This window comes from Solirubrobacter deserti (genome assembly GCF_027587175.1).
GTDB classification, from domain to species: domain Bacteria; phylum Actinomycetota; class Thermoleophilia; order Solirubrobacterales; family Solirubrobacteraceae; genus Solirubrobacter; species Solirubrobacter deserti.
Genome location: NZ_JAPCID010000010.1, coordinates 72778 through 86245 on the forward strand (window position 1 = coordinate 72778; position 13468 = coordinate 86245).

The 13468-nt window shown below is 70.5% G+C and carries 15 protein-coding genes; 11 read left to right on the plus strand and 4 right to left on the minus strand.

Annotated features, from left to right (window positions below; genetic code table 11):
- Positions 1-17: 17 nt before the first annotated feature.
- Genes OJ962_RS08765 through OJ962_RS08805 form a run of 9 tightly spaced genes read left to right on the plus strand, consistent with a single transcriptional unit; the run spans position 18 to position 8309 of the window.
- On the plus strand, positions 18-683 hold the full coding sequence (locus OJ962_RS08765) for a transthyretin-like family protein (protein WP_202957296.1): 666 nt from the start codon (positions 18-20) through the stop codon (positions 681-683).
- A 37-nt stretch (positions 684-720) separates the two neighbouring features.
- Positions 721-1476 (plus strand): DeoR/GlpR family DNA-binding transcription regulator, encoded by a 756-nt coding sequence (locus OJ962_RS08770; protein ID WP_270006292.1) that lies wholly within the window; start codon positions 721-723, stop codon positions 1474-1476.
- The gene (locus tag OJ962_RS08775) at positions 1473-2810 is read left to right on the plus strand and encodes a family 4 glycosyl hydrolase (RefSeq protein ID WP_202957294.1); all 1338 of its coding nucleotides are present in this window, start codon (positions 1473-1475) and stop codon (positions 2808-2810) included. The genes OJ962_RS08770 and OJ962_RS08775 overlap by 4 nt, the downstream gene beginning before the upstream one ends.
- On the plus strand, positions 2807-3715 hold the full coding sequence (locus OJ962_RS08780; RefSeq protein WP_202957293.1) for a carbohydrate kinase family protein: 909 nt from the start codon (positions 2807-2809) through the stop codon (positions 3713-3715). Before OJ962_RS08775 ends, OJ962_RS08780 begins: the two co-directional genes overlap by 4 nt.
- The gene (locus OJ962_RS08785; RefSeq protein ID WP_202957292.1) at positions 3712-5055 is read left to right on the plus strand and encodes an extracellular solute-binding protein; all 1344 of its coding nucleotides are present in this window, start codon (positions 3712-3714) and stop codon (positions 5053-5055) included. The genes OJ962_RS08780 and OJ962_RS08785 overlap by 4 nt, the downstream gene beginning before the upstream one ends.
- A gap of 1 nt (position 5056) precedes the next feature.
- A complete protein-coding gene (locus OJ962_RS08790) occupies positions 5057-5977 on the plus strand; it encodes a carbohydrate ABC transporter permease (RefSeq protein WP_202957291.1) in 921 nt (306 codons plus the stop codon).
- Entirely contained in the window at positions 5974-6792 is an 819-nt protein-coding gene (locus OJ962_RS08795; protein WP_202957290.1) for a carbohydrate ABC transporter permease, read from the plus strand. The genes OJ962_RS08790 and OJ962_RS08795 overlap by 4 nt, the downstream gene beginning before the upstream one ends.
- Positions 6793-7797 carry an ABC transporter ATP-binding protein gene (locus OJ962_RS08800; RefSeq protein ID WP_202957289.1) on the plus strand — a complete coding sequence of 335 codons (1005 nt, stop codon included), beginning with the start codon at positions 6793-6795 and terminating at the stop codon, positions 7795-7797.
- Entirely contained in the window at positions 7794-8309 is a 516-nt protein-coding gene (locus OJ962_RS08805; protein WP_202957288.1) for a dihydrofolate reductase family protein, read from the plus strand. The genes OJ962_RS08800 and OJ962_RS08805 overlap by 4 nt, the downstream gene beginning before the upstream one ends.
- Here OJ962_RS08805 and OJ962_RS08810 read toward each other — a convergent pair.
- Positions 8274-8936: an aminoglycoside adenylyltransferase domain-containing protein gene (locus OJ962_RS08810; RefSeq protein WP_238932274.1), complete on the minus strand. Its 663-nt coding sequence runs from the start codon at positions 8934-8936 to the stop codon at positions 8274-8276. The two genes, OJ962_RS08805 and OJ962_RS08810, sit on opposite strands and share 36 nt — an antisense overlap.
- 130 nt (positions 8937-9066) lie before the next feature.
- Here OJ962_RS08810 and OJ962_RS08815 point away from each other — a divergent pair, with 130 nt between their 5' ends.
- Entirely contained in the window at positions 9067-9936 is an 870-nt protein-coding gene (locus OJ962_RS08815; RefSeq protein WP_202957286.1) for a type IV toxin-antitoxin system AbiEi family antitoxin domain-containing protein, read from the plus strand.
- Here OJ962_RS08815 and OJ962_RS08820 read toward each other — a convergent pair.
- Together OJ962_RS08820 and OJ962_RS08825 are read right to left on the minus strand one after the other, a co-directional pair.
- Positions 9917-11680 (minus strand): 3-keto-disaccharide hydrolase, encoded by a 1764-nt coding sequence (locus OJ962_RS08820; RefSeq protein WP_270006293.1) that lies wholly within the window; start codon positions 11678-11680, stop codon positions 9917-9919. The genes OJ962_RS08815 and OJ962_RS08820 overlap by 20 nt on opposite strands.
- A gap of 94 nt (positions 11681-11774) precedes the next feature.
- On the minus strand, positions 11775-12407 hold the full coding sequence (locus tag OJ962_RS08825; protein WP_202957284.1) for a LysE family transporter: 633 nt from the start codon (positions 12405-12407) through the stop codon (positions 11775-11777).
- 27 nt (positions 12408-12434) lie between these two features.
- Here OJ962_RS08825 and OJ962_RS08830 point away from each other — a divergent pair, with 27 nt between their 5' ends.
- Entirely contained in the window at positions 12435-12878 is a 444-nt protein-coding gene (locus OJ962_RS08830) for an Lrp/AsnC family transcriptional regulator (protein WP_202957283.1), read from the plus strand.
- Here OJ962_RS08830 and OJ962_RS08835 read toward each other — a convergent pair.
- Positions 12841-13461, minus strand: a complete 621-nt coding sequence (locus tag OJ962_RS08835) for a hypothetical protein (protein WP_202957282.1) — start codon at positions 13459-13461, stop codon at positions 12841-12843. The genes OJ962_RS08830 and OJ962_RS08835 overlap by 38 nt on opposite strands.
- Between the last annotated feature and the right edge of the window lie 7 nt (positions 13462-13468).

A 13468-nucleotide genomic window follows, 5' to 3' on the forward strand; every position in this document is an offset into this window, starting at 1 on the left:
GGCTACCCTCGGCTTTCGTGCGTTGGATCTCCGGAGCCCTCCTCGTCACCGCGCTCGCGCTGCCCGCGAGCGCGCAGGCCGAGCCCATGCTGACCGTCGAGCTGGAGCGCCAGTCCGTCCGCTATGGCGGCGCGCACCAGGTCGACGGGACCCTCACCGACGGCACCGCGCTGCTGGCGGGCCAGGAGGTCATCCTCGAGGGCCGGCGCTACCCCTACGAGGGCTCCTACCGCGTCATCGAGCGCAGCCGGACGGACGCCGACGGCGAGTTCCGCTTCTCCGCCGAGCTGGACCGCAACCACCGGCTGCGCGTGGTCGCGCCTGCCCAGCAGGTCCAGTCCGAGCGCCTGCAGGCCTACACGCTGCCGGGCTTCGAGCTCTCCTTCCGGGCCATCTCGCCCGGCGTCGTGCGCCTCTACCAGCGCTACACGGTGCCCAAGCCGGTGCGGCTGAGCTCGCCGACGCTGTTCTACCTGGGCCGCCGCGGCGCCGAGCGCGCGTCGCTGCGCCGCACCGGCAACGTCCGCCGCGTGCGCGCCGGCCGCTACACCTCGCAGGTCACCGTCACCCTTCCCTCCAGCTGGAACGGTGCGTTCCGGTATGCCTCGTGCTTCCGCGCGTCCGCCGGGTCCGGCATGGGTGACCCGGAGCAGAGCTGCCCGCGCTTGCGCCTGGAATTCTGAACACGCCGCCGCGACCTGTGCAAAGCTGTGCGTTCTTGTGACACTTCTTCCGGCACAGCGCCGCGCCGAGATCCTGCGAGCCGTCCGCGGCGGCCAAGCGCACGTGTCTGATCTCGCCGAGAGCTTCGGCGTGTCGGAGATGACCGTACGGCGGGACCTGCACCGGCTGGCGCGCGACGGCAAGCTCGAGCGCGTGCACGGCGGCGCCATGGACACCGCGGGCTCCGAGCCGGGGTTCTCGCAGATCGAGGTGGAGCGCTTCGACGTCAAGGACCGGCTCGGCAAGGCCGCGGCGGACCTCGTCGAGGACGGGCAGACGGTCATGGTCGACATCGGCACGTCCACGCTGCAGATGGCACGCCACCTGCACGGCAAGCAGATCACGGTCGTCACGACCAACCTCGCGGCGGTGGAGGAGCTGCTGCCGGATCCGGGGATCGAGCTCGTGCTGCCCGGCGGGATCGTGCGCCGCAACTACCGCTCGCTGGTGGGCGTGCTGGCGGAGGACTCGCTGCGCCAGCTCAAGTCCGACGTCGCGTTCCTCGGGACGAGCGGCGTGGACGGCGAGCTGGGCGTGTGGGACACCACGATGGTCGAGGTGCCGATCAAGCGGCTGATGATCGCGGGCGCGGACTGCGTCGTGCTGATCGCCGACCATGCGAAGTTCTCCATGACCGGGATGGTGCGTGTGTGCGGGCCGGAGGCGCTCGACCACGTGGTGACGGACGCGCCGCTGCCGGCCTCGGCGCGCTCGGTCGTCGACGGGCACGGCATCGAGGTGACAGTGGCGTGAAGCTCACGATCGTGGGTGGAGGCGGGTTCCGGGTGCCGCTCGTGTACGGCGCGCTGCTCGCCCGCAAGGAGCGGCTCGGGCTCGACGAGGTCGTGCTCTACGACATCGACGAGGCGCGCCAGGCGCGCATCGGGCAGGTGCTCGAAGGGCTCGCGGCCGAGAAGGGCGTCGAGCTGCCGTTCCGCACGACGACCGACTTGGTCGACGCCGTCTCCGGCGCCGACTTCGTCTTCTGCGCGATCCGCGTGGGCCAGCTCGAGGGCCGCGTGATCGACGAGGACGTCCCGCTCGGGATGGGCGTGCTCGGCCAGGAGACGACCGGGCCGGGCGGCATCTGCTTCGCGCTGCGCACGATCCCGGTGATGACCAAGCTGGCCGAGACGATGGCCGAGCACTCCAACGGCTGGCTGATCAACTTCACCAACCCTGCGGGCATGGTCACCGAGGCTTGCCAGCGGATCCTCGGCGACAAGGTCATCGGCATCTGCGACTCGCCGTCGGGCATGTGCCGGCGCGTGGCCGCCGTGCTCGGCCGGGATCCGAAGGAGCTGTGGTTCCACTACTTCGGGCTCAACCACCTGGGTTGGCTCACCGAGGTGCGCGACGGCACCGGCGCGCCGCTGCTGGACACGCTGCTGGCCGACGACGCCGCCCTCGAGCGCTTCGAGGAGGGCCGGCTGTTCGGGGGCGAGTGGCTGCGGACGCTCGGCATGCTCCCGAACGAGTACCTCTACTACTTCTACTACGCCGCGGACACCGTCAACGCCATCCGCGGCGGCGGCTCCCGGGGCGCGTTCCTGCTCCAGCAGCAGCGCGAGTTCTACGCCCGCAACGGGCACTCTCCGAAGGCGGCGCTGGAGGACTGGCGCACCACCCGCCACGACCGCGAGCGCACCTACATGGCCGAGGCGCGCGCCGCCGCCGGCCAGGAGGGCGAGCACGACATCGAGGAGAACTCGGGTTACGAGAGCGAGGCGATGGCCGTCGTGGACGCGATCGTCAACAACACGCGCGAGGTGCTCATCCTCAACACCGCCAACCGCTCCGCGCTGCCGTTCCTGGACGAGCGCGCGGTCGTCGAGGTGCCGTGTGTGGTCGGCCGCCACGGCCCCGTGCCGGTGGCGATCGGCGAGGTCCCGGCGCACGCGTCGTCGCTCATCTCGACCATGAAGGACGTGGAGCGCACGACGATCGAGGCCGCCTTGACCGGCTCCGAGCAGCTCGCGATCAAGGCCTTGGCGCTGCACCCGCTCGTGCCGTCGGTGTCGACCGCGCGCGAGATCTTCGACGGCTACCGCCGGCGGCTGCCGGCGCTCGCGGAGGCCTTTGCGTGACCGTGGACATTGCCTGCGCGGAACCCGCGTTCCTGGACCTGACGCTGGTGGGGCTCGACCAGATCCCGCGCCCGGGGGAGGAGCGGCTGGCCGAGGACTTTCTGCGCTCGCCCGGCGGCGGCGCGATCACCGCGATCGGCGCGGCGCGGCTCGGGCTCACCAGCTCGCTCGTGTCCCCGCTCGGCGACGACGGCGTCGGGATGATGCTGCGCTCGATGCTCGCCGACGAGGGCGTGCGCTGGGACGGCCGGATGGTGCAGCGCACGCCGGTGACGGTGATCATGCCCACCGACGGCGACCGCGCGATGGCGACCTTTGACCCGGGGGAGGGCGTCACCGGCGCCGAGCTCGCCGCCGCCGAGCCGCGCTCGGTGGTGCTGAGCATCCCCCGCTTGCCCCTCGCGCCGGCGGGCGCACGCACCTACGTCTCGGTCGGCGACCTGGACGCGCGGGCGCTCGCCGGTGGCGAGTTGCCGGACATGGGCGGGTCCCGGGCGCTGCTCGTGAACGAGCGCGAGGCGCAGCTCCTTACCGGCGCCGGCGATCCGGAGCGCGCCGCGGCGCAGCTCGCCGAGGTCGCGCCGCTGGCGATCGTCACGTTGGGGCCGGACGGCGCACTCGCCGTCGGGGCGGAGGGGACGGTCCGCGTGGAAGGCGTGGCCGTCGAGGCAGTGGACACGACGGGGGCCGGCGATCTGTTCGCCGCCGCCTATGTGTGGGCCGACCATTGGGGGGCGGCGCTCGAACAGCGCCTGCGCTGGGCGGTCCTGTACGCGTCGCTCTCGGTGCGGGTCGCCACGGCGACCGCGGGGGCGGTGACGTTGCGGGCGCTCTTGGAGGAGGGCGCGGGATATGGGCTGCCGTCGCCAGTGCGACAGCCGGCAGCGATGAAGGAGGACCAGTGAAGGCGAAGAGTGTGCTGGCTGCCGTGCTCGCCCTGTCGGCGCTCGCCGGCTGTGGTGGCGCGCCCGGTGGCGGCGACGAGGACAAGGCGGCGGCGACGCCGTCGGCGACGGCCGAGGCCAAGCCGGACATCTCCAAGGCCGGGAACGTCACGCTGCGCGTGTGGGATCAGAACGTGCGCGGCGGGCAGAACGCGGAGATCGAGGAGCTCAACAAGCAGTTCCAGGCCAAGTATCCGAACGTCACCATCGAGCGGACGAAGAAGTCGTTCGAGGATCTGCTCAAGACGGTCAAGCTCGCCGCCTCGGGTGACGACGCGCCGGACGTGATCCAGGTCAACCAGGGCCGTGGGACGATGGGCGAGATCGTCAAGGCCGGGCTGCTGCGGCCGGTGGACGACTACGCGAAGGTCTACGACTGGGAGTCGCGCTACTCCTCGACGCTGCTGGACCTCAACCGCTTCTCGTCCGACGGCGCCGAGTTCGGTTCCGGCGAGCTGTACGGGCTCTCCCAGATGGGCGAGATCGTGGGCGTGTTCTACAACAAGGACAAGGTGACCACGCCGCCGACGACGCTGACCGAGTTCGAGGCCTCGCTGCAGCAGGCCAAGGACGCCGGGGACACGCCGATCATGTTCGGCAACCTCGAGAAGTGGCCCGGCATCCACAACTTCGAGAGCGTGCTCGGGCAGACGGCCGACAAGCAGGCGATCCGCGACTTCGTGTTCGCCCGCGAAGGCGCCTCCTTCGACAACCCGGAGTTCCAGGCCGGCGCGACGAAGATCAAGGAGTGGGTCGACAAGGGCTACTTCAACAAGGACTTCAACGGCACGGACTACGACCCGGCCTGGCAGTCCTTTGCCAAGGGCGACTCGTGGTACCTGATCGCGGGCACGTGGGTCACCGCCGACCTGGCCGAGCAGATGGGCGACAAGGTCGGCTTCATGCTCATGCCGGGCCAGGACCCGAACGCGCCGGTTTCCCTCGGCGGGGAGGACCTGCCGTTCACGATCTCCTCCGCGTCGAAGGTGCCGGACGTCGCGGCGGCCTACATCGACTTCCTCACGGACGCGAACGCGGCCAAGGTGCTCGTGGACACGAACAACCTGCCGGCGATGAAGGGCGCGCCGACGCCGTCCACCGGCGTGTCGGTCGAGGTCGCGCAGGCGTGGCAGAAGCTCAACGACGCCGACGGCGTGATCCCGTACCTGGACTACACGACGCCGACGTTCTACGACGACATCTCGAGCGCCATCCAGGAGCTGCTGGCGGGCAAGCAGTCGCCGACCGAGTTCACCGCCGGGGTGCAGGAGGCGTACGACAAGTGGGCGGAGTCGCGCTGACGTGGCGGTAGCCGCTCCGTTAGAAGCGGCCTCCCGTGAGGGTTCGCCGGGCGAGCGCCCGCCCGGCGAGCCGCGCCTCGTCGGCTATCTGTACCTGCTGCCGGCGTTCGTCGTGTTCGCCGGCTTCGTCCTGTACCCGCTCTACCGCGCGGCGTACATCTCGCTGTGGGACTGGGACGGGCTGACCGCCGGCACGTGGGCGGGTTTCGACAACTACGCCGAGGTCTTCACGGACGAGGATCTGCGCGCGGCGTTCGTGCACGCGCTGATCCTGCTGCTGTTCTACGCGGTGCTGCCGCTGCTGATCGGGCTCGCTCTGGCGGGGGTGATGGCGCGGGCGCGTGTGCGCGGGCTCGCGTTCTTCCGGGCGGTGCTGTTCCTGCCGCAGGTGGTCGCGATGGTGGTTGTCGCGCTGATGTGGAAGATGATCTACCAGCCGACCGACGGCGCCCTGAACCGCTTCCTGGGCTGGTTCGGGATCGAGGGCCGGTCGTGGCTGGGGGACTTCAACCTGGCGCTGCCGAGCGTGGGCCTGGTGGGGACGTACGTGTACTTCGGCCTGGCGATGGTGCTGCTGACCGCCGGGGTGCAGAAGATCCCGACGTCGTTGTACGACGCGGCGCGCGTGGACGGCGCCGGGCCGTTCCGCGAGTTCCTGGCGGTGACGCTGCCCGGCCTGCGCGGGGAGATCGCGGTGGCGCTGACGCTCACGACGATCTACGCGCTGCGCAACTTCGACCTGGTCTACATCACCACCAGCGGCGGGCCGGGGAACGCGACGTCGGTGCCGGCCTTCCAGGTGTTCTCGCGCGCGTTCGAGAGCGGGCAGGTGGGCAGCGCCGCGGCGGTCGGCATCACGCTGACGGTGATCATCTTCATCATCTCGCTGGGCATCAACCGGATCGCGGAGCGCTCAACTTGACCTCGCGCGCGGAGCAGACGCTCGGCTACGTGATCCTCGGCGTGTTCTCGCTGATCGCGCTGCTGCCGATCGTCGGCATCCTGTTCACGGCGCTGCAGGACCCCGACGGCGTGGCGGCGTTCGGGTCGCTGAACGGGCTGCACTTCGAGAACTTCAAGACGGCGTGGGAGGACGGGAACTTCGGCTCGTACCTGAAGTCGAGCATCATCGTCTCCGTATCCGTGGTCTTCTTCGCCACGCTCTTCTCGATCCTCGCCGGGTACGCGTTCGGCCTGATGCGCTTCCGCGGCTCGACCGTGCTGTTCTACCTGTTCCTGCTCGGGCTGATGGTGCCCACGGAGGCGATCATCGTGCCCCTCTACTACGACCTGCGCGACCTGAACCTGACCAACACCTACTGGGCGCTGATCCTGCCGCAGATCGCGACGTCGGTGGCGTTCGGGACCTACTGGATGCGCACGTACTTCCGGACCGTGCCGCGGTCCTTGGTCGAGGCGGCGCGGCTGGACGGCGCGTCCACGTGGTTCACGCTGTGGCGCGTGCTGCTGCCGCTCGCGCGGCCGGCCGTGCTGACCATGACCGTGCTGCTGTTCATGTGGACCTGGAACGAGTTCCTGCTGGCGCTCGTGATGGTGAGCGACGAGTCGCTGCGGACGGCGCCGCTGGGGCTCAGCTTCTTCCAGGGCCGCAACACGAGCGAGCTCTCGTTGATGGCGGCCGCTTCGGTGATCGTGGCCCTGCCCGTGGTGATCTTGTACATCTTCCTCCAGCGACACTTCATCCGCGGGATGCTGGCCGGGGCGGTGAAGGGCTAGATGGCGGGCGTGCGCTTCGAGGGCGTCGGGAAGCGGTTCGGGTCGGTCGAGGCCGTGCGGGAGCTGTCACTGGAGATCGCCGACGGCGAGTTCATGGTGCTCGTCGGGCCCTCCGGGTCGGGCAAGACGACCGCGCTGCGGATGCTGGCGGGGCTGGAGGCGATCTCGTCCGGGTCGATCTTCATCGGCGATCGGGTGGTCAACCAGGTCGCGCCGCGCGAGCGCGACATCGCCATGGTCTTCCAGGACTACGCGCTGTACCCGCAGATGACCGTGTTCGACAACCTCGCGTTCGGGCTGCGGCGGCGCAAGGTCCCGGGCGCGGACATCCAGCGGCGCGTCGCCGAGGCGGCTCGCGTTCTGGACCTCGAGGCACTCCTGCAGCGCCGGCCGGGGCAGCTGAGCGGCGGGCAGGCGCAGCGGGTCGCGCTCGGGCGCGCGCTGGTGCGCGAGCCGCAGGTGTTCCTGATGGACGAGCCCTTGAGCAACCTGGACGCCAAGCTGCGCACGCAGACGCGCGGGGAGATCCGCCGGCTGCAACAGGAGGTGGACACCACGACGGTCTACGTCACGCACGACCAGGTCGAGGCGATGACGATGGGGGACCGGATCGCGGTCATGAACGAGGGCCGGCTCGAGCAGGTCGGCACGCCGGAGGAGCTCTACGAGCGGCCCGCGAACCGCTTCGTCGCGGGCTTCATCGGCTCTCCCGCCATGAGCTTCTTCACGGGGGCGGAGGTCGGGCTGAACCTGCCGAACGTGGTGGGCGTGCGGCCGGAGCACGTGCGGCCGTGGCGCGAGGGGTTGATCGGGCCGTTGAAGGGGCGGATCGCGTTCGTGGAGGCGCTGGGGCGCGAGACGTTCGTCGGCGTCGACGTGGGCGAAGCGCGGCTGGTCGTGTTCGAGGAGGGCCGCGCGGAGCGCGACGTGGGCGACGAGATCGAGTTCGGTCTGGTGGAATCCGGGCTTCGGTACTTCGACGCGGACTCCGGAGCGGCCCTGTGATCTTCTACGGCTTCAACCTCTCGGCCGACGGCTACGTCATGGACGCCGAAGGCAACTTCGACTGGTCGGCCCCTGACGAGGAGCTCCACGAGTACTGGAACCAGGCCCAGCGCGAGACCGTGCTCAACGTCTACGGCCGCAAGCTGTGGGAGACGATGAGCTACTGGCGGGCGCCGCCGCCGGACTCCGCGCCGGTGGAGCGGGCGTTCGCCGAGGCCTGGCAGGCGACGCCGACGATCGTCGTCTCGCGCACGCTACGACGGGTCGACGGCGCCGAGCTCGTGCGCGACGTGTCCGAGGTCCCCGACCGCGACGGCCCGGTGCAGGTGGGCGGGCCCACGCTCGCCGCGGCGATGTTCGATCGCATCGACGAGTTCCGGGCGATCCTCTACCCGACGGCCGTCGGCGGCGGCACGCCGTTCTTTCCCGCGGGCGTGCGGTTGCGCTTGAAGCTCGTCGAGACGCGGCCGTTCGAGTCAGGCGCGGTCCTGCTGCGCTATCAGCGCGCGTAGGTTGGCGGCCGCGTAGTCGACGTCGAGGCCGGCGTAGTTCTCGGGCAGCCCGCCGAGGTAGATCGCGCGCGCCTTGGCCAGCGCCTCGTGCGGGAAGCGCGCGAGCGCCCAGGCGGCGGCTTCGCCCTTGGAGGCGATGTCGCCGGTCACGAGCGAGTAGTAGATCCGGCACAGCGTGAGCAGCACGTTCGTGGTGTCCTCGTGCAGGTCAAGCAGGACCGGCTCGACGGTGTCGAGCATCGCCTGCCGGATCTCGTCCGGCGCGGGCGGCTCGAGCAGCGCCTGCGGCGGCGGCCCGTGCAGTGTGCGGCTGGCAAGCAGGACCTTGTGGACGAGGATCGGCAGGTCGTGGTTCTCACCCTCCTCCCAGCGGTCGGGCAGCCAGCCGCCCCACTGGAACTCCATGCGCCCGTGCGCGACCACCGTCACCTCGACGTTGCGCCCCTTGATGGCGCGCAGACCTTCGAACAGGCGCCGCTTCTGCGCGTCCGTGAGGCGCTCCCGCGCCACCACGAACACGTCGAGGTCACTGCGCGGCTGGAGCCCACCGTGCACCGCGGAGCCGAACAGGTACACGCCGCGCGGGTCGAGCTCCGCCACCAATTTCTGAGCCGCGCTGAGCTCCATGCGCAAAGGTTTTACAGACACGCGCGTGTTCCGTGACGATCGCGCGTAGACACGGAAGTGCCAACGGCGCCACGCTCCGGTTGTGGGGAACCAAACTCGCGCATATCGACAGTTTGGTTCCCCCGATTCCGTGATCGCACAGATCGCCGCACGGCAGTACGGGGTCGTGACCGTGGCGCAGATGCACGCCGCCGGGCTGAGCGACAGCGCGATCGGGCGGCGCGTGCGAGCCGGGCGCTTGCACCGTGTGGGCCAGGGCGTGTACGCGGTCGGCCACGCCGCGCTCGCGCAGCAGGGACGCTGGCTCGCCGAGGTGCTGGTGGCGGGTGAGGGCGCCGCTCTCACCGGACTGGCGTGCGCGAAGCACTACGAGATCTGGCGCTACCGCGTCTCCCTCATCGATGTCGTTGTCCCGGCACGCCGGCGCCCGAAGACAACAGCGCGGATCCACAGATGCGACACGCTCGATCCGCGCGACGTGACCGGGTTCAAGGGCATTCCCGTCACCACGATCCCGCGACTCCTCGTCGATCTCACCGGCGAATTGACGAAGTGGGAGCTCGCGAACGTCATGCACGAGGCCGAGTTCAAGGACCTCCTGCGCCTCGACCATGTGCGGGACGCGCGGGAGCGGGCGGGGCGGCGCAACCACATCACCCGGCTCGACGATGCGATCGCCTTGCACGAGCGCGGCAGTGCCGGTATCCGCAGCCGCGGCGAGGGCCGCTTCCTCAACGCGCTCGAGCAGGCCGGGCTGGAGGAACCACTCGTGAACACCCACCTCAACGGCTACGAGGTCGACTTCCACTGGCCGGACCTCGCGCTCGCGATCGAGCTCGACGGTCCTCACCACCGGCGAACGAGAACCCGCCACGAGGACGCACGCAAAGAAGCCGCCTGGCGAGCAGGCGGCTTCGAGGTGCTGCGGTTCAGAGAGGGCGAGCTGGAGGCGGCCACCCGAGCGGTGGCCGCCCACCGGACTACGGGTTCGTGGTGCTGAGCGTGAAGGTCAGCGTCTTGGAGTACGTGCCCGTGCGCAGCGGGTCCGTGTCCTTGATCAGCTGCTTGAACTCCACGTCGACCTCCTCGTTGGACACCGGGGCGTCCCACGAGGACTTCGAGAACGAGACGCGCAGCGGCTCGGGCAGCGTGAAGGCGCCGTTGGTCAGGTGGCCGGGCTCGCTCACGGTCAGCTTCGCGTCGCCGGCGGTCGAGATGACCGTGGCGGTCGTGGACGCCGTGTAGTCCTTCTCGACGCCCGGGACGAACGGCTCGAACGAGGCCGCGGCGACGTTCAGCGACAGGGTGGCCGGGACAGTGCCGCCGACCGGAACGTCGCGCGCGACGATGATCTCCGGCGCGAGGGCGGTCTTGAACACGGTCGCGCCCGCGTTGTCGACGCTCACCTGGCAGTAGATCGTCTTGCCGAGGTCGGCGCCGGTGGGCGTGTAGGTGTTGCCCTCGCCCACGATCTGCGCGTCCAGCCAGGTGAGGTTCGCCGTGCCGGACCGCGAGGTCGGCGGCGTGGTGGTGTTGTTGTAGTCGAGCTGGTTCGGGGCGCGGAAGCGCGGGTGGTTCTCGGGGATCTTGTTGGCCCGGTACCACGTGACCCAGCGGGTCGAGCCGGCGGCCGCGTTCCACCCGCCGTGGTTGCAGGTGAGCGGCTCGCTCTGGTAGCCGGTGCCGCTGACCGACGGCGCGACGGTGTTGACCGGCAGGTCGGCGGCGGTGAACTCCTTGACCTGCATCTCGCGGTAGGAGATGCGGTCGTTGCCGCCGTGGGTCTGCAGGCCGAGGTAGCCGGCGGCCAGTTGGCGAGCCATCGTCGGCGGGTCACCGGCGCGCGACGCGGTCTTCGGGATCGCGTTGTCGAACTGGTTGAGGATCTTGCCGTCGACCAGGACGGTGTACTGCTGGCCGATCGTGCGGATCTCCATCTCGTGCCAGACGCCCTTGTCGAGGCGCTCGTACGTCCGCGACTGCTCGGCGTTGAGGTTGCGGAAGTTGTAGATCGAGCCGGTCTTGATCGGATCGGTCGACGGCTGCGGACCGCCGCCCGTCAGCGTCTCGTTGATCTGCACCTCGTGGCCGCACGCGACCTGCGTCCAGTGCTGGTGGTTGTTCGCGTTGCCGTTGGTGGTCAGCGGCTGGCCGTTCAACCCGTTGACGTTGTAGACGCCGGCGGCGGTCGACCGGGCGCAGTAGCCGCCCGTGTAATCGAACGCGGGCGGGAGGTTCGGGGTTGAGCCCGGCCACTTGTAGGTGGTCGACGGCGCCGGCTCCGTCCGGTTGCACAGCGGGATCGCTCCCGGGCACACGTCGAAGTTGAAGCCGGTCGGCTTCTGGGCGAGCACCGCGTTGGTGTCCGCGCCCGTGTAGCGGACCTCCGGCGTGCGGATCATCACGCCGCCGTTGCGGGTGGACGTGGGCGTGTCCTGCACCTGGTACTGGATGCGGAACACCGCGTCGCCGAACGCCTTCACCGGGTACCAGTAGGCGCCGAACGGCGAAGCGCCGACGTCGATCGCGCCGTTGCTGGTGTTCAGCGTCGCCTGGCCCAGGCCGCCTTCGGACGCGGGCCGCGACTGAGCGGCTGTGCCGGCCGCGAACAGCCACTTGTCGAACGACGCATCCGAGCCGGTCGCCGTTCCGTCGAAGATGTACCGGAAGCCCGGGTCGGGCGCCGGAGCCGTGTACTGCGCCTGCGCGGCCGGGGCCGCCAGCAGGGCGGCGAACCCCGTCATGCACGCGAGCAAGCTGCGTTGCATCTCTCCCCCTCCACTTCTGTCAAAGGACAGCCGGATTTATACCGGACCGGCGAGGCTTGTTTTCTGTAAGTCAGGAGACCGCCAGGTGCACCGCGATGCCCAGCACGAGCACGCGTCCGCCGATCGCGAGCGTGCGCCGGATCGCGGGCGTCACCCAGCGCCCCGCGTGCCCGGCGGCCAGCGGCAGGAACAGGTGCCAGCCGCCCGTGCCGACAGCCACGCCGAGCACGAACGCGGCCACCGCGCCCGCGCCGTCGACCGACAACGCGGTGGCGACCGCGGCGAACGAGGCGATCGTGAGCGGGTTGACCGCTGTGATGGCGAAGAAGCGCGCGTAGTGCGAGCGCGCGCTGCCGCTCGTGTCCATCTCGCGCACCTCGGGATCGCGCCACAGGCCCGCGAGCCCGTGGAGCGCGATCGCGGCCAGCACGGCGGCCGCGAACAGCTTGATCTCGCGCTCGTGCCCTGACAGCGCGGCGCCCGCGAAGCCGCCCGCGACGCCCGCGATCACCGCGTAGACGACGTCGACCGTCGCGACCCCCATCCCCGCAGCCACGCCCTTGCGCGGCCCGCCCACGACCGCCGCCTCGATCAGCAGCAGCGACACCGCCCCGATCTGCATGGCGATGGCGAGTCCTGCGACGAGCCCGGCGACGAACATGCGCCTGTTCTGCTCCATCGTGCCGCGGAACGCAAGAACCATCGGCGAAAGACTGAGACAATCGCGGTCATGGACCCCACGGACAGCGAGATTCTCAGGCTGCTCCGCGCGGACGGGCGTCTGTCCTGGCGGGAGCTCGGCGCCGCGGTGGGCCTGAGCGCGAACGCCGCCGCCGACCGCGTCCGCCGCCTGCGCCAGCAGAAGGTGATCCTCGGCTTCACGGCGCTGATCGACCCCGCCGCGGGCGGCCGCAACCTGGAGGCGCTGGTGGGCATCACGCTCGCGCACGGGGTGGACTCGGACCAGTTCGCGGTGGAGGCGTCGCGGCTGCCGTCGGTGATCGAGGTGCTGCACCTCACCGGCGCGCCGGACTATCAGCTGCGCGTGGCCTGCCGCGACACCGCCGAGCTCGACATGCTGCTCAGGACGTTGCGGGTCCGCCACGGCGCCGCGGACACCGAGACGACGATCGTCCTCAGGTCAGGTCCGCCGGCCGGGACGGCACCCGCCTGAGGGTGAGCCCGTCGTCGAGCTGCCGGTCTGCGCGCCCGTGGGAGACGGCGAGCGCGAGGGCGTCGCGCGCGAGCTCTACCAGGCCCAGCCGGTCGGCCTCGAGCACGCCGTCACCCGTGGCAAGGTGCCCGTTCGCGTCCACCCGCTGCAGGAACCCGTCGAGCGCGCGGCGCAGCATCGCGACCTCGTCGAGCGCGCCCTTGCGCTGCGTGAGCGTGTCCTGCCCGAGCGCGGTCCGCAGCACGTTGACCATGAAGGTCGCGGTCGGGTCGCCCGGGGTGAGCTCGCGCCACTCGCCCAGCACGCCGCCCGTCACCAAGGACTGGGCGGCGATGTGCGTTGCGCCGTCCGTGGCGGTGATGAGCACCCGCTCCGGCTCGAACGCGAGCAGCATGAGCCCGGTGACCGCGCCCGACGAGTCGGCCACGATGCCCTGCACGCGCCGGATCGCCGAGTCGTCGTCGGGCTCGTTGAACTCGTGCGCGCGCACGTGCCCGGCGTCGTCGCGCGTGAAGAGCGTCGGCTTGCGCGACTCCTCGTGCACGGCGTACTCGGCCATGATGTCGGCGAGCTGGCGCGGCATCGGGCCA